Source organism: Sphingomonas sp. GlSt437 (assembly GCF_048015635.2).
GTDB lineage: Bacteria > Pseudomonadota > Alphaproteobacteria > Sphingomonadales > Sphingomonadaceae > Sphingomonas.
In genome coordinates, this window is record NZ_JBPGYA010000001.1 from 470,035 (window position 1) to 490,385 (window position 20,351).

Sequence of the window (20,351 nt, forward strand, 5' to 3'; positions counted from 1 at the left end):
ATGGGCGGCACGGGAGTCATCGACAATTTCCTGGGCACCTTCACCCAGTATATCGATTCCGGCTTCGGCCTCGTTCAAGGTGACGTGCGCTGGCTCGCCAGCGTCCTCATCGCCATCGACATCACGCTGGCGGGGCTCTTCTGGGCGATGGCGCCCGACGAGGACGTGCTCGCGCGCCTGATCCGCAAGACGCTCTATATCGGCCTCTTCGCCTTCATCATCGGCAACTACAACAATCTCGCGCAGATCATCTACAACAGCTTCGCCGGCCTCGGGATCAAGGCCGGTGGCGGCACGATGAGCGCTGCGCAGCTCCTGCAGCCCGGCAAGATCGCCGAGGTCGGGATCGATGCCGGCAAGCCAATCCTCACCGCCATCTCCGGTATGATGGGCTTCACCAGCGTCTTCGCCAATCTGGTGCAGATCGTCATTCTTCTGGTCGCGTGGCTGATCGTCGTCATCAGCTTCTTCGTCATGGCGATCCAGCTCTTTGTGAGTTTGATCGAGTTCAAGCTGACGACGTTGGCCGGTTTCGTACTCGTGCCGTTCGGGCTCTTTGGCCGCACGGCCTTCCTCGCCGAACGGGTGCTGGGCAACGTGGTGTCCAGCGGGATCAAGATTCTCGTGCTCGCCGTCATCATCGGCATCGGCTCCACGATCTTCAATCAATTCACCAGCGGCTTCAACAATCCGCCGACCATTTCCGACGCGCTGACGCTGATCCTCGCAGCGCTCTCGCTCCTTGGCCTCACGATCTTCGGTCCAGGCATCGCCAATGGCCTGATCGCGGGCGGACCGCAGCTCGGCGCCGGCGCGGCTGTCGCGACAGGATTGGGAGCGGCCGGGATCGGAGCGGCCGGCATTGCGGCGACCGCCGGGGGTGTCGCCGCGGCCGGCGGCGCGATCGCCGGGACGGCGCGCGCGGGAGCCGCGGTCGCGGGCGGCGCCAGCGCCGCATATCGCGCGGGTGGGGCAGCGGGTGTCGCCCAAGCTGCCGGCTCAGTCGCCATGAGCCCACTGCGCCGCGCCGCCAGCAGCCTTCAAGAAAGCTTCGCCTCTGGCGAGCGTGCCGTCATGAGCGGCGGCGCGCGCTCGTCGTCATCCGCCGGCGCGTCCGCCGCGTCGGACAGCCCGCCAGCATGGGCCCAGCGCATGAAGCGCGGCCAGACCATCAACCGCGGCGTCACCGCCGCCGACCACGCAATCCGCTCCGGTGATCGGGCAAGCGGCGGGCATCAGGTCGATCTTTCCGAGGGGGAATAGCTCATGTTCCGACGATCGACCGTGCGCTATGGCAAGACGCCGGACGCGGAGACGCCATATCAAAAGGCCGGCCAGGTCTGGGACGAGCGGATTGGCTCCGCGCGCGTTCAGGCCAAGAACTGGCGCCTGGCTTTCTTCGGCGCACTCGTTCTCAGCGGTGGGCTCGCCGGCGGCCTGGTCTGGCAATCGGCCCGCGGCACCATCACGCCTTGGGTTGTGCAGGTTGACAAGCTCGGCCAGGCCCAGGCCGTCGCGCCCGCCACCGCGGACTACCAGCCGACCGACCCGCAGATCGCGTGGCACTTGGCGCGCTTCATCCAGGAAGTGCGCGGCATCCCCGCCGACCCCGTGGTGCTGCGTCAGAACTGGCTCGACGCCTACAACTACGTCACAGACAAGGGGGCGCTCGCGCTCAATGACTATGCGCGGACGAGCGATCCGTTTTCCAAGGTCGGCAAGAACCAGGTCTCCGTCGACGTCGCGAGCGTCATCCGCGCCTCCGACTCCAGCTTTCGCGTCGAATGGACGGAGCGTCATTACATCGACGGCGCGCTCGCCTCGACTGAGCGATGGAGCGCCATCCTCACCATCGCGCTGCAGATGCCGACCGACGCCGATCGGCTGAAGAAGAATCCGCTCGGCGTCTACGTCCACGCCCTCAATTGGTCAAAGGAGCTCGGCTGATGCGCCCGCTTGCGATCTCGTCGCTCTTACTTGCGTCTGTCTCCCTCGGCGCCTGCGCCACAGCCTGGAAACCGCCGCAGATCAGCTACGACAACACGCCGAAGCCCGCGGTGCTGCAGGCCGAGCCGCCCAAGCCCATTCAGATCGTCGAGGTGCCGAAGCCGTTGCCGCTGCCCGGACAACTCAAGCCGCTGCCCGGGAATACGAAGCGCGCTCCCGAACCTGCGGATCCGCATGCTCGCGTCGATCAGGCCAATGGCGCGGCCCGCGTCCAGCCGACACGGGCAGGCTATCTCAACGCTATCCAGGTCTACCCCTTTTCCGATGGCGCGCTGTATCAGGTCTATGCCGCGCCGGGCCAAATCACCGACATCGCGCTCGAGCCGGGCGAGCAGTTGACGGGCTCAGGGCCCGTCGCTGCCGGAGATACCGTGCGGTGGATCATCGGCGACACCGAGAGCGGCGCCGGGCCAGCCAAACGTGTCCACATCCTGGTGAAGCCCACCCGTGCGGATCTCATCACCAACCTTGTCATCAATACAGACCGTCGGACCTATCACCTCGAGCTGCATTCCGACGACAAGACGTATATGGCGTCGGTCTCTTGGGCTTATGCGCAGGATCAGCTCATCGCGCTGCGCCAGCAGAATGCGGCCGCCGAGGCCGCTGCCCCCGTCGCAACCGGCGTCGACATCAATGCACTGAACTTCCGCTATCGCATCGAGGGCGATACTCCGCCGTGGCGGCCGCTGCGCGCCTTCGATGACGGCCGGCAGGTGTTCATCGAATTCCCGACCGGCATCTCACAGGGTGAGTTGCCACCGCTCTGGGTGATCGGCGCGGAAGGCGACGGCCAGCTCGTCAACTACCGTGTCCGCGGCAATCACATGATCGTCGACCGCCTGTTCGCTGCGGCGGAGCTGAAGCTCGGCGGCAAGCACCAGGAGCTGGTGCGCATCGTCCGCACCGATGGGAGGCCGCGGTGACGGACGAAGCCAGGGATGACGTGGGGCCGAGCGCGGCCGCACGTCCGGCTGAGGAGATGCGCTTGCGCGCCAAGCGACCGCCGGTAACCCGGCTGTCCCGCAAGGTCCTGCTTGGCGTCGGTGCCGCCGCGGCCATTGGCATTGGAGGCGCACTGCTCTTCGCCTTGAAGCCGCAGCACCAGACAACCGGCGCCGAACTCTTCAACACCAACAACCGCAACACGCCAGATGGTCTCGCGAACCTGCCGCGCGATTATACGGGGCTGCCAAAGCCCGTGCCACAGCTTGGACCGCCGCTGCCCGGCGATCTCGGCAAGCCCATCCTCAACGCCGGCGCGCCTTCGCCCAGCATGCCAATGCCGGGACCGACACCGGAGGAGCAACGGCTCGCTCAGGAGATGGAAGCCGCCCGCACCAGTCATCTCTTCGCGACAACGAACGTCGTCGCGCCGAGCATGCCGATCGCGCCATCTCCAACGGCTCTCTCGCCGGGACTGACGCCGGCGAGCACATCGTCTGATCTCACGTCGCAAGATCACAAACTCGCATTCCTCAATGGCAACATCGACCGCAGAACAACGAGCCCCGATCGCGTCCAGCCGCCAGCAAGCCCCTATGTATTGCAGGCAGGCGCCGTAATTCCGGCATCGCTGATCACAGGCCTGCGGTCCGATCTGCCCGGACAGGTTACCGCGCAGGTGACCGAGGACGTCTACGACAGTCCGACGGGCAAGACCTTATTGATTCCGCAGGGGTCGCGCCTCGTCGGCCAGTATGATGCGCAGATCGCATTTGGCCAGTCGCGCGCCTTGCTCGTCTGGAACCGCCTCATCATGCCGAACGGCAAGTCGATCGTGCTCGAACGCCAGCCCGGCGCCGACACCGAAGGCTATGCCGGGCTTGAGGACGAGGTCGACAACCATTGGGGCATGCTGTTCAAGGCTGCGATCCTCTCCACCATCTTGTCCGTCGGCGCCGAGGCTGGAACGAGCAATAGTGAAAACAACCTTGCCCAGGCGATCCGGATGGGCGCGTCGCAGAGCTTCAACCAGGCTGGCGAACAGATCGTAGGCCGCTCCCTCAATATCCAGCCGACGATCACAATCCGGCCGGGCTTCCCCGTGCGGGTCATGGTCACACACGACCTGGTCCTCGAACCCTACAAAGGCTAGGTGCCCGATGAGCAAACTCAAACTAAGCGCATTGGAAGACGACAAACCGGTGAAGATGACGATCGAGCTGCCGGCGGCCGTTCATCGTGACCTCCAGGCCTATGCCGAAGCGCTCTCCCACGAGACCAACCAGAGCGGTATCGAGCCCGCCAAGCTGATTCCACCGATGCTGGCGCGCTTCATGGCGACGGACCGAGCCTTCCGAAAGACCCGCCGGACCTCGTCGTCGCAGAAGACATCGTGATGACGTGCCGAGGCTGCCTCTGCTAAAGCAGCCCGCGATCCTTCGCTTCATCGCGCATAAACGCGACAAACCGTCCTACAACGGGTTCTTCGCATTCAGGAAGCCACACGAGATTCACACAAAATGATGCGTTCGCCTCCGAAATCGGCCTGAAGACCACGTCAGGAAATCCGAGCTCGGCTTGGCTCTCTGCCGCGAGCGTCACGCCAAAGCCCGCTGCCACAAACGCGAGAATATATTGCTTGCTGGCGGCGTGCGATTGAAAGTCTACGTTCCTGCCAAGAAGCGAGGCGAAGAATTCGCGCTGCGCCTGACTTTCGCCCCAGCCTTCGACAAGAACCGTCTCGCCCGACAATTCCTTCCAACCAAGCGCCTTACGCCTCGCCAGGGAATGTTTCGCGGGAAGCGCCGCCATCAGCCGCTCACTATAGATGGGCAGCATCGCCGCATGCGGCCACAACGCGAAGCTCGGGACAAACGCGGCGTCAAGTCGTCGATCGGCCAGCGCGGCGGCGATCTCCCGTTCATGCATCTCGAATTGCACCACCGAAACACCAGGGTATCGTCCGTGCCAGCACCGCAACAAGTCCCCCAGAGGCTTTCCGATCGGCGGCATTCGTAGGCCCAGACGAATCTCGCCCGTCGTGCCAAGGCCGTTGTGATGACCTGCGGCCTTCACGGCATCGACTTCAGCGAGGACACGTCTAATGTGCCGCATGACCGTCTGTCCGCTCGGCGTGAGCCGCACACCGGCACGGTTGCGCTCGAAGAGGGTGAGGCCAAGCTCATCCTCAAGCCGTGCGATACGCCGACTGATCGTCGACGCATGCAGCCCGAGCACGAGCGCTGCACGCGCAAAGTTTCCTGCATCCACCGCCGCCGTCACAAACTGGAGGTCGGCGAGGTCCATGTCATAAGACCGCGGCGTGACGATCCTGCAAATTGATCGCGACCACCGCTATCATTGCGCGCCTTGCAGCTCGGATTCGTTGGCTTCTTCTTCTGCAGTTCCTTCTCGCGCCGGTGTCCCATCAGCGGTGCCGGCACCGTTCAGGATCGGATATGCCAGCGCTGCGATGTGCGAGTGAACGCGCCGGAGGTCTCTGACAATGCGCAGAAACTGACCGCCATCTTCGGCGACACGAGCGACTCCCTCGCCAGCATCCGCTCGCGCCGTGGTGGCCGCGACCCGCAGCAACTGCACATGGAGCGCGGTCGCACGCGCCTCCAGTCGCCGCAGAGCGCTCTTTCGCGAGATGAGCCGGTTCGCCTCGGCGGGATCACGGGTCAGAAACACTGCAAGCCCCATGTGGAGGCTTTCCAGGATTTCGGCATTCATCGAAACGATGAGATCGCGTTCGTCCTTCGCAAACGGCCTCCCCCGCTTGATCCGTTTGACCACGAATTCGATGAGGTTGTTGGCGACGACATCGCCAACGTGCTCGAGATTGATGACGGCTGACAATATCTCCTGGACCCGGGCGCCTTCGCTATCGTCATGCAACGGCTGCTCATTTCCGAGATCTGCCAGATAGCTGCGTATCGCGGCTCCAAGACGGTCGACAGACCGATCCATCCGGCTGATCGCGGTGGCGCGCCGAGGATCGTCTTGTTGGAACACCTCCGAAGCGCCCTTCAACATTGCTTCGACCATGTCGCCCATGCGAAGCGTCTCGCGCGCGGCATTCGCCAACGCGACGGTCGCCGCCCCTAATCCTGCCTCCTCCAAGTAGATTGGTTTTCCGGGATCATCAGGCGCCGGCGGGTCGGGAAGTACGCGGACGAGCAGCCGGGCCAGCCAATGAGACGGCCCGATAAACACCGCTGCAAGGATCAGGTTGAACGCGGTGTGGAAGTTCACCACGATCCGCCCCGGCGCAGGATCGATGTGGGCGAGAAGCGGCACGCATATTGCCAGCAACGGAAGCGTCACGACCGCGCCCACGATTCGAACCAGGCAGTTGCCGAGCGGAAGACGACGAGCAACCGGTGAACCCGCCTCAAAGAGTGCGGGCAATGTGCCGCCGATGTTGGCGCCGACAACGAACGCCAGCGCGCCGATCGGCGAAACGGTCTGACTCGCAGTCAGCGACACGATAAGAAGCACGACCGCCACGCTGGAATGACAAGCCCAGGTGAGCAGCGTTGCCACCAACACCGCAAGGAGAGGCTCGTTGCCGATTGCAGCGAGAACGTTTTTCAGCAAAGGCGCGTTCTCGATTGGCGCAAACTCATGCGCCATCCCCGACAAGGCCAGCAACATCAGTCCCAGCCCGATCGCGATTCGCCCGGCATTGCGCAGCCGATCATCGTCGAACGAGCGGAAAGCCATGACCCCGAGCAGGACCAAAGGAGGGCCGACGACACCGGCGTCGAACGACAGCACCTGCGTAACCAGCGTGGTTCCGACGTTGGCGCCCAGCATCACCACCAAGGCGGGCCCGAGCCCGATAAGACCGTTCGCCGTAAATGCGGAGGCCATGAGACCCGTCGCGGTGCTGCTTTGCAGAAGCGCCGTAATGCCGACGCCGGCAAGAAACGCCCGCCACCGCCGCGTCAGATTGTGCTCCAGCCATATCCGAAGGACATGGCCGAAGCCCCGCTGGACGCCGGTCGTCACCATATGAGTGCCCCAAAGGAGCAATCCGACGTAGCCGGCGAGTTCGAATAGAACGACGGTCCCGGTCATCAGAACCATCCCCCGTCATCTGGCAAGTACACGCGGTCCATGGCTCAGAACTCCGCGTGAAGACGGCCAGAAAAGACCGACACCGGACCGCGGTCGGCGTTGTATGCAGGGTTGACGATCAGTTGGTAGTCGGCGGTGAAGGTGAGCCCGTTCCCGATCGCCAGCGCGTAATAGCTTTCGAAAATCCGCTCGGTGCTGTAGTTCAGCGCCCCATCACCGATCAGGAGTCCGTTTCCACCAGCGGCAAGGAAGTCGCGATGGGCCGCAGACAGCCCATTGATGGCCCCACCGATCCCGACGGTATCGTTCGGCCGACCCCAAGGATTGCCCTTGATCGAAACGCCGCCTGACACGCTTCGGTCAATGTCGGTGAACGACAGCGTCTCGTTTTGCCCATCGTTCCAGCTCACGCGACCGAAAACGCCGATCCCAGGCGCAATCTGCTGCTCCAAATTCGCGTAGAAGCCGTATTTCGGATTCACGTGGCGAATACTCGCCATCACCGTATTGATGTCTTGCGTGGAATCCTGGCTCTCGATTGCCAGGGCCTGGCGGTAGTTGCCCATGACACCCTGGGTGCCAAAGACGCCGAGCCGCAGTTTTCCAGGCTGGCCCGCGATGGCGTAACGCTGCTCGAACTCCACCACGGCGCCGCCCGTGTTGAATTTCAAGACATCGCTGTTGGGCTCGGACGGCACCTGAACGAATGCCGCGCGGACTGCCCAGTCCTTCTTATTCAATTCGACGATTGCGCCGCGCGTGTATCCGGGGAGATCCGCCGGGAAATCGTAAGCCGCGGACGACCACAGCGCCCAGTTCATGAAATCGGCGCGAGGATCGTGCGCATAGGTGTTGTTGTCAAAGAAATCGCCGATGGCAAAGCGTCCGACGATCACCGTGATGCGATCGATATCACGTTTGCCCGCGAGCTGGTTGGGACCGTCGGCGACGTCCTCTTGTTCGCCGCCGAGGCCAAAGGTCTGCTTGAAGTAATAGCGTTGCGGCCGAATCTTCGGGAATGCGGCTCCAGCCTTTTGTGCTTCGCCGTTCGGGAAGCCCGCCAGACCCAATGTCCCATTCAGGCCGAATCCCTGCGCCAGTTCGGGATTGAAATAGAACTCGCCGCCCTGCCACAGCCGGACGCCGATGAAGGCGGTCGTCGTCCACGTCTCGCGGACCTCGCCGCCTCCCGGCAAGCTGTTCGCACCCGCATAGGGGGAGCGGAAGCTTGGATATCCCTGCGCAATCACTGTCGTTTGCGCATGGACGTTCCAGTCACTCGAATCCGGCAAGCGTGGCGTCGCGCTCTGTGAGCCGGACGCCGCCCACGGCAGATCGTTGAAGTGGTAGTTCAGCCCGATTTTGGCGAGGTAAAGCCCGGGGGCAAGACGGGCGTTCGGCAGATCGAAGCGGCCCAGATCATAAGTAGCCGCAGAAAGATTCACATAGTCGTACTCGACTTTCGCCGTCCAATTGCCGCTCAACGCGAATTCCGCACCGAGGCCTGCGGTCCAGCCCGTCTGATAGCGGCCGAGTTGCGCACCGCTGCCGTCGTTGACCTCGATATGACCATGCCCCCAGGCGAAGCCACCCGTGACATAGGGCATCCACCGATCAAATGCGTAACCCACTCGGCCGCGCGCGGTGCCTACGTAGTCGACCGTAGAATTGAACGGCGCCGGCGCCAACGCCGGCTCGTCGGTCGGGCTCGTGAACGACGCGTCGGCTTCAACACCGAGCACCAGATGATTGTCGAGTTGCCGGTTATAGCCGACCTGAAAACCACCAATGAGGCCGGTCGGACTATGAGGCAGGAAGACGCCCTGCTCAGGCTTGGGGCGGGAGTCATCGCCCAAGCGGCCGCCACCGTAGCCGAAGTGACCACCGACATAAAAGCCGGTCCAGTCATAAACCCTCTTCATTTCGGCCTCGCTGGGCGGCCGATCCGCTTTGGTCCGAACATCAAGACGCCGTTCCGTGCCCAAGCGGTCGGCGCCGGCCGGAATCTCCTGGGCGTGCGCGTTTCCCGCGCCTGTCGCGGCGACAAGCAGCAGAACGGGGAAGCAGGCGCGCGCCGACAGACCGCGTCGACCGAACCGCGGTTCACGGCCGTAATTCCGTACAGGCGCATCCTTCTTGCGAACTTCAATTTCATCACAGATCATCAGCAGCTCCACTGATCACGGGACGAGCAAGCCATCTCGTGATCGACGTGAGGCCGCTCTATTTTCGGGGTGTTGGGGGGCTGCGTGAGTATTCACTCACGCAGCAACTAGGAGGTTCGGGCATGGTTGATTCCTTTCGATTTGGTACGCAAAGTTTGCTCACCAGCGATCTGTTCTAAAACGCTGCCGCAGGCGGATACTTTGCCGATTGACCTGCGCCGCCATGCGCAAAAGCGCCTTTGCTTGCGCAACGGGAATCAAGCGCTCCCGCGCGAGTTGAAAGGCAGTGCGGGCGAGCCAATGGGCAACCGCCGCCAACAGCCCGCCGACCCGCAGACGGACAGCAACTCGAAGTGCGGCGCTTGAGCGTCCCCGCGTTTTCACGATGTCCCGTCGCCGCTCGGTCACCAACCGGCTGCCGAATGCGCTTCTTTCGCCATGAAAGAATTCAGCTCGCTTTCTCATTTGCATTGCACGTCTCCTCAGTAGACTTCGCTGCTGGCCGACCGAGCCAGGTCAGTTGGACTCACCCCACATTGCGCTTCGACGGCGGGCTCGCTCGGACTTCCAAATGCGCCACGACCTCCTCGAGAGGCGCGACGAAAGGCGAAACGCCGCGAACGCGCCACGCCTGTTCAGAAACCCCTCCCGCACAAGAATGCGCGCGACCCTCACAACCCAGATCGCACCGAACAGGCAGGCCCGTTCTTCCAAGTGGCGCGCGATTGACCGCGGAGAGCGCATCAGCGCTTCCCGCCGGTTTCGTTGCGACCGAGCCTTTGCCGGATTCGCACGTGGCTCTGGTCCACCCATGCGAGAGCGGATCGCGCAAACGGGCCTTTCGGCACGTGTTTGAGAACAAGGACCTCCACTTTCCCGAGCCACCAGAGCTGCAGCCGAACGCTGATAGGCCGCTCCCGATGCTGGATCTTGCGGGTCATCATGGCTGCCTCCGCCAAACAGAGCCGATAAGCTCACGACCTCCAGCCCAACAGAGCCGTCGCGCTCTCTGAGGGCCGCAAGCGTGCAGGCGCGCAACCACAGCTCCGGATCGGCAAACGGGGCGAAACCCGATACAAGCCGGTCCCAGATTGTTGGTCGGCGCCGGCCAGACGCCGCAGTCGTCGAGTGAGGCCGCAGCGATGTGGAATGACGTATGCACATGCTCCCCCCTTCACCGGCCGATGAGCGAAAGCTGCACGATCCGCACGAGGACAAGCCCGCCGGCCAAGATCAGATAGCCGCGCAAGACCAGCATCCAGAGACGAGTCATCGGCGTCATCCGAGCTGACGGAAGCTCATCCAGCGGCGGCATGCGGTACGTCGCGCGCACCATCTCGTTCTTCGCGCTGGCCGGCTCTTCGCGGTGGATGAAGAGGAAGGCGACAGCGACGGCGAGCGTGAATACGCCTCCGATCCCGAGTATCGCGAGAATCGTGCTCTCGCTCATGTTTGGATACAGCACCGATGCGGTCAGGATGATTGACAGCATCACGAGGACACCGACGACGGCGCCGGTGAACAGGTTCATCCACCGCCCATTGATCCACGGACCCAGAACGGCTTTGTCGTTGCAAAGCAGCAGCAGGAACACGGTGGCGCTCGGTAGCAACACGCCGGCCAGAGTCTGCACGGCGTTGGTCAGCAGGCCGAGCGGCATGCCGGGGGTCAAAACCAGCGCAGCAGCCAACGTAACGAGGCCGCCATAGACCGCATAGAAGCCCTTGGCGTCCTGGGGCTTGCGATGCAGCGAATGCCGCAGCGACAGCACATCGCCTATCGCGTAGGCCGTCGACAGCGAGACCGCCATCGCGCCGATCACGCTGGCATCGAGCAGCGCAAGGGCGAAGAAGACGCCAGCCGTCTTCCCGACATAGGCGCCAAGCCCGGCAGCCACGGCTCCGGCGTCCTGGAAATTCCCGAACTCCGGACGACCTGCGAACGTCGCTGCGGTGAACGCCATCATCGCCACTGCGCCGATGACGACCAGCACAATGCCAAGGACGAGATCGATGCGCCCGTAGCTCAGAAAGCGCGTCGTGATGCGCTTGTCGATCACATAGCTCTGCTGGAAGAAGAGCTGCCAGGGCGCGACCGTTGTCCCGACAATGGCAATGATCAGGAGCATCACCTCGCTCAGCTTCCCGCCTTCAGGAAACTGCGGCACGACGAGATCATGGGCGATCTGGCTGACCGGGGGATGAACCCAGACGAGCACCGGCACCAACAGAAGACTGCCGAAAACGAGAAACAGCGAAAATCTTTCGAATCGCCGGAAATTGCCCGTCCCAGCCGCGGCGATAATGACGGCCGCTGCGGCAATGACGCCTACGCCTCGCGGAAGCCCGAGGTACTCGAGCGCCAGACTGATTCCGATGAACTCGGTGACGATGGTCAGAGCATTCAGCAAGAAAAGGTCGACAACGCTGAAGGCGCCCCAGAACTTGCCAAACCGTTCGAGAATGAGCCGCGCGTGGCCGACGCCCGTCACCGAGCCGAGCCGCAAAACCATTTCCTGGTTCACGTACAGGACGGGAATGAGCAGGATGAGCGTCCACAACAGCGAGGTGCCATAGTTCTGGCCCGCCTGCGTGTAGGTGCCGAAGGCGCCGGCATCGTTGTCACCGACCATGACGATCAGGCCCGGTCCAAGGATTGCCAGCAGCGTCATCAAACGAGCACGCCAACCGTTCCTGGGACCCGTATCGTTCTTCTTGATTGTGCCGAGCGCGCCTTTGATGTCGCCGATATGCGCTTCATCCAGTACAGCGTGACGCACGGGAGTATCGAGGTTAGACAGCATGATTAACCGCCTTTGAAATGGCGTTGACTTGAGGGTTCTTGCGTTGGAGCGGTCGTGCGGGTCGACCTGTCGCGCACGACACGCGATCGCGCTCAGTCCGGTGACAGAAACCACCGGCATTCGAGGCGCCCTCCCGCCGTCAGTCGCCAACGGGCTGTCAACCGCGGGCGCCTGCGCTTGAAAGAGAGAACCGAGCAGTTCGCTGGAGAAGTGACGCCTTGCGGACGCACACTGGAAAACTGGAAGGTCATTTTTTGCCTCCTGATGCCTGGGCTCAGGAGGCGGCACGCATCAAAGCAGCGCGAAGTGGATCGCGCGGCCCTCGACAATCGTGTCGTCGCCCTGAGCGTAGCCGAGCTGCAGCGAAACGAGAGCAGACGTCGAGCGTCTACTGTCGCATTCGTCGGCCAGACTGCTAGGTCGCGGGTTCATAGCGATCCCTTGCTGTGCCAATGGAAAATCCAGCCCACCATAGGCTGGACCTTGGCGCGTGAAATCGTTGCCGGTCTTCACAGCGCCACGGTTTTGATATATACCCAAGGGGGTATATTGCAACTATACCCGGGTATACGAAATGGGCAGATCGCACGTCGTTGCCGAGAAGCAGCGACTCCTTAACCGTGTCCGCCGCTTGCGCGGCCAGGTCGACGCATTAGAGCGGGCTCTCATCGCCGACGAAGCCTGTGACGACGTCATGCGCCTGGTCACTGCAACCCGCGGAGCGATCAACGGAATCATGGCGGAAGTTATCAACGGCCACATCCGCACCCACATGGTCGACCCCAACCGCGCGCCCAGCCAGAGCAAGCGAAACGCCGCGGACGAGTTGGTCAGTGTCCTGCGAACATATCTTAGGTGATGTAATGATGCCGCCCCACGCCAAAGCTCAGGGCGTTGACGAGCCGAACGCGCCCGCACACCCGAACCGTGCGCGCCGCTTTGCTCGGCCATGGGCATACTTTGTCTCCCGCCTGGACCCGCGACCACAGGCCCTCTTCTCGCCGATGCTACCGATCTTCACGGCAGCACTCGCCATCGCCATCTTCATTTTCGACACGGTCACACCCTACGAGATCGCGGCCGCGAGCCTCCAGGTCGTGGTCGTCCTCCTGTCCCTGCGCTTTTGCCGGAAGCAAGGCGTCATCTTCGTGTCGCTAGGCTGTGCCGCGCTCAGCATCCTCAGCGCCGTACTTACCATCGTGAGCTATGTTCCAACCGCCGGGAGCACCTTCAGTCTCGGTGTCATCAACACGTCGATCAGTCTGACTGCGATCGCAGCAACTGCTTACCTCGCGCTGGCTACCGAGACCGCCCGCCAGACGGCTGAACGCGCGCAAGCGCACCTCGCCCACGTGGCTCGTCTGACAACACTTGGCGAGCTTTCCGCCTCAATCGCTCACGAGCTGAACCAACCCCTGACGGCGGTCATCACGAATGCGAATGCCGCCACACGCTGGATCCGCAGTGAGCCGCCAAATCCGCAGAAGGTCACGAGTTCGATCGAAAGCATCGTCGAAGACGCACGGCGCGCGAGTGAGATTATCGCTCGAATTAGAGCCCTGACCACACGCGCTGAACCCCAAAACGCATGGGTCGACATCAACGCGGTGATACAAGAGGTGCTTGTCCTCATCCAGTCTCAGTTGAACGAAAACCGCATCGTGGTCCGAGCTGAACTTAACAACGGCCTGCCGAGCGTCTTCGGTGACCGAATCCAATTACAGCAAGTCGTTCTCAACCTCATCGTCAACGCCATCGACGCAATCGGTGCTGCGCAAGCAGACCTCCGAGAAATTCGCATTAAATCCCGCAAGACACGGCCGAGTGGCGTCGAGGTCAGCATTGAGGACACCGGCGGCGGACTGACTACGACTGATGTCAATCAGATCTTCGATGCATTCTTTTCGACGAAGACCGGAGGCATGGGCATCGGTCTCTCGATCTGCCGCTCGATCATTGAAGCTCATCATGGCCGCATCTGGGCCGAAAAGGGCGAGCCTTCAGGAGCCACCTTCCACTTCACGCTGCCTGGGACTCAGGAGGCAAACCAATGAACCTCGGCGCTCCAGCCACCCGCACTCAGAAATCAACCGTGGCGATCGTGGATGACGATCCGTCCGTCCGGAAAGCCATTAGCAATCTATGTGAATCCGAAGGGTTCGACGTCGTGGCGTTCTCCTCTACGGCCGAATTCTTGCGCTGGTCGATTCCGGAGACACCCGTCTGCATGGTCTTGGACGTCCGCATGCCGGGCGAAAACGGGCTGGATTTTCAAGTCGAGTTAGCGAAGTCTCACGCTGAAATTCCGATCGTGTTTGTCACGGCGCACGGTGACATTCCGATGTCTGTCCGCGCCATGAAGGCTGGCGCCATCGAATTCCTGACAAAGCCGTTCAGGGATCAGGACCTCCTCGACGCCATCAACGGCGGCTTGGCGAAAAGTCGTATGCGCCGTAACGCGCTCGAGATGAATGCCGAATTGGAAGCTCGATACCAATCGCTGTCCAATCGCGAGCGAGAGGTGATGGATCTGATTACAAAGGGTCAACTCACGAAGCAGATTGCGGCAACACTCAACCTTAGCGAAATCACCGTTAAGGTCTGCCGCCGGCAAATCATGACGAAGATGCAGGCGAATTCCATGCTCGACCTCGGACGCATGTCAGAGAAACTGGAAAGGATGAGAAGCGGACCTGCGGAGCACCGGTAGAAGAAGCCACGCTCGGATCGCTGCTGCTCGATATACCCGAGGATAGTTGTGCGACGAGCTGATTTGTCGCAACGCTCTATCGGAGTCGTACCTCCGAGAAGAAAAGGGCGGAGATCGTGCCCCACACCGCCACGTTAGGACATAGGGCCCAAGCGATCCTGGCGGTGTTCGCACAGCTCCACAAGAGCGCCGGCGATACTCTGAGATACGACGAGATCACCGATTATATTGGCGACGCTCACGTCCGAAAACTCGGTCAGCAAGAGCTGACTCGCGAAGGCCTCGTTGTTGAACACCAATATACGCTTGAACTCACCTCGACCGGCCGAGCGGCGATCACCTCGCTATTCGGGCCGAGCGGCCGACTCGCTCCCAGGCTTTTGAACGGGATCGAAACAACGACGATCAACAACCATAAGATCAAGGCTTGGCCACGAGAACCTGACAATCCGAGCATCCGCTACGTCGTGAAGCGCTTTGCGTTAAAGCTCGCAATACTTCTCGTCTTTGCCCTTGCGCAAATACCGTCGCGATGGGGTTTCGGTTACGCCTTCGTCGCTTTGACGGCGTTATCGGGCATGATCTGCATTGGTCTGGCGCTCGTGCGTCGTGAGGCCTGGACGCTCGCGCGCCTGAACTACTGGCACGAAGCCGTCGCGTTTCTTGCTCTTGCATTGAGCGGCTGGACTACGATGCGCTGAACACCGGCGAATCCGCGCGGCGGACGGCCAAAGCGCCACGCCGAATATACCCGAGTATATTCTTCAGACACTTTTCGAGCGAAGAACGCCTCCGGGTATAAGTAGCGCAAACAACGATCGCACTCTATAGACACAGCAAATCTGCTTGGCGGGACTCGTCTATCCTCGCTTGAGCAGTTCTAGGAAACCGAACGATGCCGAACGACGGTAGTCGACAGCTTACGCCGCCACGGACGTTTCGCCGAGCCTAGACAAGAGCTCGCTCGTGACGGCCGGCACGGCTGACACGAGGGCGCCATGGTCTTTCTTTCCAGGAGTGACGGCAAACACCGCCATTTCGATAGGAGCTTGGCGCCTCGTCTCGCCGGGCCAAGTTGGGCAGACCTCGCCGCCATCGCCCTTGTGGTAGTCATCGCATTGCTCGTCATTGTCGGGGTTGGCCAAATGCGCCAACCGCTGACGGCTCTCAATGCCGCGCCCGTCGACCTTCAGCTCCTGCACCTTCCTGAATATGCGCTTCTCTCGACCCTGCGCATGTTCGGGGCACTTGCGGCATCTCTGATATTCACTCTGACTGTTGCGACCCTCGCAGCAAAAAGCCGCAAAGCCGAACTGATCATCGTTCCTGCTCTCGACATTCTACAGTCGGTTCCGGTGCTCGGCTTTCTGACGTTCACCGTCATGTTCTTCATGAACTTATTTCCTGGGCGCCAGCTTGGGGTCGAGTGCGCCGCGATTTTTGCGATCTTCACAAGCCAAGCCTGGAACATGGCGTTCAGCTTCTACCAGTCGCTTCGCACGGTCCCGAAGGATCTCGACGAGGTGAGCCGGCAGTTTGGCTTTTCGTCCTGGCGCAGATTTGTGCGCCTCGAGCTTCCGTTCGCCATGCCAGGTCTGGTCTGGAACGCCATGATGTCGATGTCGGGAGGATGGTTCTTCGTTGTCGCCTCGGAAGCGATCGCGGTTGGCAACACGACGATCGCATTGCCCGGTATCGGCTCCTGGTTGGCGCTCGCAATTGAGCGGAAAGATTTCGGCGCTGTCGCCTGGGCAGTCTTCGCAATGGCCGTCGTCATCGTCCTCTACGACCAGCTCATATTCCGACCAATCGTCGCTTGGGCTGACAAGTTCAGATTCGAGCAAACCGCGTCGCGTGAACGACCGCGCTCCTGGGTATACGACCTCGCACGCCGCACGCGCCTTCTGCCGTCGATCATCGAGCTTCTGCTGGTGGCTGGCCGAAGCCTGAGTGCGCTGAGCTGGTCGGCCCCACCTGGACGTCAAACGCTCCGCGCCAACAAACACATCATTCGTGTCCCCGACGGCCTCTGGATCGGTTTCATCGCCGTGGTCTGCTCCGGCGCATCGCTCTGGCTGCTGCGCTTTATTTCGACATCCCTGACAGCGGCGGACATCATATCAATTGTTGGCCTGGGCTTCGCGACCTTGGTTCGTGTCGCCGTCCTCATTGCGATCGCCAGCATCATTTGGGTGCCGATAGGCGTCTGGATCGGATTACGCCCGGCCTGGTCCGAGCGCCTGCAACCCGTCGCCCAATTCCTGGCCGCCTTCCCGGCCAATGTGCTGTTTCCCTTCGCGGTCGTGATCATCATCGGGCTGAGGCTTGATCCGAACATCTGGCTTTCGCCGCTCATGATTCTGGGCACGCAATGGTACATTCTCTTCAATGTCATTGCTGGAGCTAGCGCACTTCCTAACGATCTGAGGGAAGCGGCGCGGACGTTTAACATGCGCGGCCTGCAATGGTGGCGCCAAGTCGCCTTGCCCGGCATTTTTCCCTACTTCGTGACCGGCGCGCTCACAGCGTCAGGCGGGTCGTGGAACGCCAGCATCGTCGCCGAATCCGTTTCCTGGGGCGACAAACGTCTGCAGGCCACTGGTCTCGGCTCCTTCATCGCCGACGCGACCGCTGCTGGCGACTTGCCGCGGGTCGCCGTCGGCATCGTCGTGATGTCGGCCTTCGTCGTCACCCTCAATCGCACGCTTTGGCGCCCACTCTATCGGTACGCCGAGCGCCGGCTGCGGTTCGATTAAGAGGAGGATCAGTTCATGGTTGTCATTGAGAGCCGCAATTTAGTCGAAGTGCAGAAAGTCCGCCAGGTCTACGGAAAGTCCGGGGGACCCGATTTGCTGGTCCTCGACGACGTTGATCTCACCCTCAAAGAGAATGAAATCGTCGGGCTGCTCGGCCGATCCGGCTCCGGCAAATCGACGCTGCTCCGGTCCATTGCCGGCCTCGTGACGCCGACACAGGGCGTCATTGAGTTTCCCAAAATCGAAGACGGACAGCGCGCCACCGTTTCGATGGTATTTCAAACCTTCGCGCTTTTTCCATGGCTCACGGTCTTACAGAACGTTGAAGTCGGCCTCGAGGCGAAGAACGTGCCCCCGACTGACCGACGCAAGCGCGCGTTGGCGGCGATCGACCTCATCGGCTTGGACGGTTTCGAAAGCGCTTATCCGAAAGAGCTGTCGGGCGGCATGCGCCAACGCGTCGGCTTGGCGCGAGCATTGGTTGTCGATCCGGACATCCTGCTCATGGACGAACCATTCTCTGCCCTTGACGTGCTAACCGCGGAAACGCTGCGCACGGATCTTCTCGACCTTTGGTCCGAAGGGCGCATGCCAATCAAATCGATCCTGATCGTCACCCACAATATCGAAGAGGCGGTGCTGATGTGTGACCGCATCTTGCTCTTTTCCTCAAATCCCGGGCGCGTCATCGGCGAAATCAAGGTGGAGATTCCGCAGCCACGCAACCGACAGGACCCGACCTTCCGTGCGCTGGTCGAACAGATCTACGTCCGCATGACGCAAAAGAACGACGACAGTCAACCCCGAGACGGCCTCTTTCCGGGATCCGGCATAGGGATGGCTCTTCCTGTTGTTTCGACGAATGCGTTGGCCGGTCTGATCGAGGCCATAAATGCAGAACCCAATAACGGCCGAGCCGATCTGCCCGAACTTGCGAGCGGTCTCCTCTATGAGACCGACGATCTATTTCCGATAGCAGAGGTTCTGCAGTTGCTCCGCTTCGCCGAATTGGTAGGTGGGGACATCAAACTTCTTCCGGCGGGCAAACGCTATGCACTGGCCGATGTCGATGAACGCAAGAAGATCTTTGCGCAGCAGCTTCTCAGTTATGTGCCCCTGGCCGCACACATCCGGCGCGTCCTCGACGATCGCCCAAGTCACAAATCCCAAGCCCGGCGTTTTCACGACGAGCTCGAAGACTTCATGTCCGAAAGCTACGCCAGCCGAACACTTAAGGCAGTGACGCAATGGGCGCGATACGCGGAGGTCTTTGCCTACCACGAAACCACCGATCTGTTCAGTCTCGATGACCCAACTTAGACGAAAACCGACCAGACACCGAAAGCAACACAGAGTCGCGCCTTGAATTTGGCGACGCATCCCGCACTTTGGGAGCATGTTATGACCAGCTATATCCGTATTGCGCGCAACTTAGCGACCGGCACTAGGCAAGCGCTATTTTCGTTCTTTGAGCCACAGTTACGCACGCTCTGTACAGCTCAGGTCAACACCCCGAATACAGTTCCACAACGGTGCGCGCGCGACGGTTTCGATTCCGCCCAGCGACTGGCGCGGTCCTCCCTTGGATCAGATTTCTACGACCGCGAGCCACCAAGACGTTCCGGCAACACGGGCCGGCGCGCCCGAGCAGGCCGTCGCCCCGTCCGATTACAGCTTTGGCTGGCAGGCGTCGTGCTGGCGAGTGCGGACCGTCTCTGTCATGCAACGCTGTGGCTGTACCGTCGCCGCTTGGTCGACGCACGCTTTACCAAGGCAACACTCCGCGCCTCGCATCGCATTCGCGCCTGGGGATTCAAGCTTGCATTTCGATGAGGCGCCGCAAGGCGGAAAGCTGCCATCTTGTGCGAGGTCATCATGGTTTCCAGGCCTGGTATTGGCACGCACGGCAATCTCGACCGCTCTTCTCGCGCAGGCGGTTCGCATACAGCCACACAATATACCTCGGTATACGACTCGGTGCCCTCGGGAGGGCTAGCTAAATCGCGGGAAGGAATTGAAATCAATGCAACCCTATGAACGGTGGCACTCGACAGTTCATAGGCTCTCTGAACGTTTGAGGCTGCTCGATATATGAGCAATCCGATAAACAATTCCAGCGGTCGGCGGGATGTCCCCGCAAACGATCGCCGCAACTCTCCGCGCCGGCGCACACTCCTCGCAGGCCGAATAATTTTCAATCAGCAATCCTCGGTCATCAATTGCATGGTGCGAAATGTTTCGGAGTCCGGCGCCCGTCTCGAAGTCGAGCCCTCGATCCACATCCCGGACAAGTTTGAGCTGGACGTACCGAGTGCCGGCATAACGATGTCATGCCGCATAATCTGGCGCCGCGGGAATCTCGCCGGAGTTTCAAGAGAATGAGCATGCCTAAAGTGGTCTGATACGGGCGAGCAGGTAAGAGCGCCTCATCCCTCAGCGCCTGCGCATTCTCAGCAAGCCAGCGCAACAAGATGAAAGCGATCGCGATAGGGATTCGACAGTGAGTGCTACGCAAATAACGCTTGTTGCAAATCTTTTCACCATGATCGTCGTCGTTATTGCCGCCATAAAGCGCCCGATTCCAAGTTACATTACCTTGGCTACATTGTCCGTCATCGTCTCGATTGTATGTGGGTACGAGGTAATTACGGGAAAGGCCACGATATTTGCGACGTTGGCTACCTTCGCTCTGGTTATCCTCATAATGATCCGAATAAGTCTAAATAAGCTGCGCCGGTAGGCAATCTCTTCTCGAATGCGGCCGGGTAGGCTGACGAGGCCGCCCCCAAGACGCGCAATATCACGGATCGGCGCCGACCGATTGGCGTGAAGGCGGGATGGGCCAAGAGGTCCGGGTGGCATGTCTCGTACGATGGCCA

19 protein-coding genes are annotated in these 20,351 nt (G+C 61.2%); 13 read left to right on the forward strand and 6 right to left on the reverse strand.

The genetic code is table 11. The annotated features are described in order from the left end of the window. From trbL to ACLB0R_RS02550, 5 genes are read left to right on the forward strand one after another with little or no spacing between them, the layout of a single operon-like run. Window positions 1-1,263, forward strand: coding sequence for a P-type conjugative transfer protein TrbL (trbL, locus tag ACLB0R_RS02530; protein ID WP_012047199.1), 1,263 nt, complete (start codon window positions 1-3; stop codon window positions 1,261-1,263). A gap of 3 nt (window positions 1,264-1,266) precedes the next feature. After that, on the forward strand, window positions 1,267-1,947 hold the full coding sequence (gene trbF, locus ACLB0R_RS02535) for a conjugal transfer protein TrbF (RefSeq protein ID WP_012047200.1): 681 nt from the start codon (window positions 1,267-1,269) through the stop codon (window positions 1,945-1,947). Continuing rightward, window positions 1,947-2,933, forward strand: a complete 987-nt coding sequence (trbG, locus tag ACLB0R_RS02540; RefSeq protein ID WP_012047201.1) for a P-type conjugative transfer protein TrbG — start codon at window positions 1,947-1,949, stop codon at window positions 2,931-2,933. Before trbF ends, trbG begins: the two co-directional genes overlap by 1 nt. A gap of 56 nt (window positions 2,934-2,989) precedes the next feature. Further along, the gene (locus ACLB0R_RS02545; RefSeq protein WP_168073786.1) at window positions 2,990-4,105 is read left to right on the forward strand and encodes a TrbI/VirB10 family protein; all 1,116 of its coding nucleotides are present in this window, start codon (window positions 2,990-2,992) and stop codon (window positions 4,103-4,105) included. Window positions 4,106-4,112: 7 nt separating this feature from the next. Continuing rightward, entirely contained in the window at window positions 4,113-4,349 is a 237-nt protein-coding gene (locus ACLB0R_RS02550) for a DUF2274 domain-containing protein (protein WP_041751096.1), read from the forward strand. Window positions 4,350-4,371: 22 nt separating this feature from the next. Here ACLB0R_RS02550 and ACLB0R_RS02555 read toward each other — a convergent pair whose 3' ends face one another. The 6 genes from ACLB0R_RS02555 to ACLB0R_RS02580 all read right to left on the reverse strand — a co-directional run bounded on the left by ACLB0R_RS02555 (window position 4,372) and on the right by ACLB0R_RS02580 (window position 12,519). After that, window positions 4,372-5,259: a LysR family transcriptional regulator gene (locus ACLB0R_RS02555; RefSeq protein ID WP_012047204.1), complete on the reverse strand. Its 888-nt coding sequence runs from the start codon at window positions 5,257-5,259 to the stop codon at window positions 4,372-4,374. 51 nt (window positions 5,260-5,310) lie between these two features. Further along, a complete protein-coding gene (locus tag ACLB0R_RS02560; protein WP_206677307.1) occupies window positions 5,311-7,038 on the reverse strand; it encodes a Na/Pi cotransporter family protein in 1,728 nt (575 codons plus the stop codon). Between the two features lie 44 nt (window positions 7,039-7,082). Beyond that, window positions 7,083-9,203 (reverse strand): carbohydrate porin, encoded by a 2,121-nt coding sequence (locus tag ACLB0R_RS02565; RefSeq protein WP_206677308.1) that lies wholly within the window; start codon window positions 9,201-9,203, stop codon window positions 7,083-7,085. 159 nt (window positions 9,204-9,362) lie between these two features. Continuing rightward, window positions 9,363-9,674 (reverse strand): hypothetical protein, encoded by a 312-nt coding sequence (locus ACLB0R_RS02570; RefSeq protein WP_416641794.1) that lies wholly within the window; start codon window positions 9,672-9,674, stop codon window positions 9,363-9,365. Between the two features lie 703 nt (window positions 9,675-10,377). Further along, window positions 10,378-12,006, reverse strand: coding sequence for an NRAMP family divalent metal transporter (locus ACLB0R_RS02575; RefSeq protein WP_168073766.1), 1,629 nt, complete (start codon window positions 12,004-12,006; stop codon window positions 10,378-10,380). A 291-nt stretch (window positions 12,007-12,297) separates the two neighbouring features. Then, a complete protein-coding gene (locus ACLB0R_RS02580) occupies window positions 12,298-12,519 on the reverse strand; it encodes a hypothetical protein (protein WP_206677309.1) in 222 nt (73 codons plus the stop codon). A 61-nt stretch (window positions 12,520-12,580) separates the two neighbouring features. Between ACLB0R_RS02580 and ACLB0R_RS02585 the strand changes: the two genes are divergently transcribed. The 8 genes from ACLB0R_RS02585 to ACLB0R_RS02620 all read left to right on the forward strand — a co-directional run bounded on the left by ACLB0R_RS02585 (window position 12,581) and on the right by ACLB0R_RS02620 (window position 19,854). After that, window positions 12,581-12,865, forward strand: a complete 285-nt coding sequence (locus tag ACLB0R_RS02585; protein ID WP_416641795.1) for a metal/formaldehyde-sensitive transcriptional repressor — start codon at window positions 12,581-12,583, stop codon at window positions 12,863-12,865. A gap of 4 nt (window positions 12,866-12,869) precedes the next feature. Further along, window positions 12,870-14,060, forward strand: coding sequence for a sensor histidine kinase (locus ACLB0R_RS02590; protein ID WP_241693556.1), 1,191 nt, complete (start codon window positions 12,870-12,872; stop codon window positions 14,058-14,060). Then, window positions 14,057-14,716: a response regulator transcription factor gene (locus tag ACLB0R_RS02595; RefSeq protein WP_416641796.1), complete on the forward strand. Its 660-nt coding sequence runs from the start codon at window positions 14,057-14,059 to the stop codon at window positions 14,714-14,716. Before ACLB0R_RS02590 ends, ACLB0R_RS02595 begins: the two co-directional genes overlap by 4 nt. A 116-nt stretch (window positions 14,717-14,832) precedes the next feature. Further along, window positions 14,833-15,417, forward strand: coding sequence for a hypothetical protein (locus ACLB0R_RS02600; protein ID WP_168073772.1), 585 nt, complete (start codon window positions 14,833-14,835; stop codon window positions 15,415-15,417). Between the two features lie 297 nt (window positions 15,418-15,714). Beyond that, on the forward strand, window positions 15,715-17,472 hold the full coding sequence (locus ACLB0R_RS02605; RefSeq protein ID WP_416641797.1) for an ABC transporter permease: 1,758 nt from the start codon (window positions 15,715-15,717) through the stop codon (window positions 17,470-17,472). Window positions 17,473-17,487: 15 nt separating this feature from the next. Continuing rightward, complete coding sequence (locus tag ACLB0R_RS02610) at window positions 17,488-18,792, forward strand: ABC transporter ATP-binding protein (protein WP_416641798.1); 1,305 nt, start codon at window positions 17,488-17,490, stop codon at window positions 18,790-18,792. A gap of 81 nt (window positions 18,793-18,873) precedes the next feature. Beyond that, a complete protein-coding gene (locus tag ACLB0R_RS02615) occupies window positions 18,874-19,305 on the forward strand; it encodes a hypothetical protein (protein ID WP_434953688.1) in 432 nt (143 codons plus the stop codon). A gap of 258 nt (window positions 19,306-19,563) precedes the next feature. Further along, window positions 19,564-19,854 carry a PilZ domain-containing protein gene (locus ACLB0R_RS02620; protein WP_168073778.1) on the forward strand — a complete coding sequence of 97 codons (291 nt, stop codon included), beginning with the start codon at window positions 19,564-19,566 and terminating at the stop codon, window positions 19,852-19,854. Window positions 19,855-20,351: the final 497 nt, after the last annotated feature.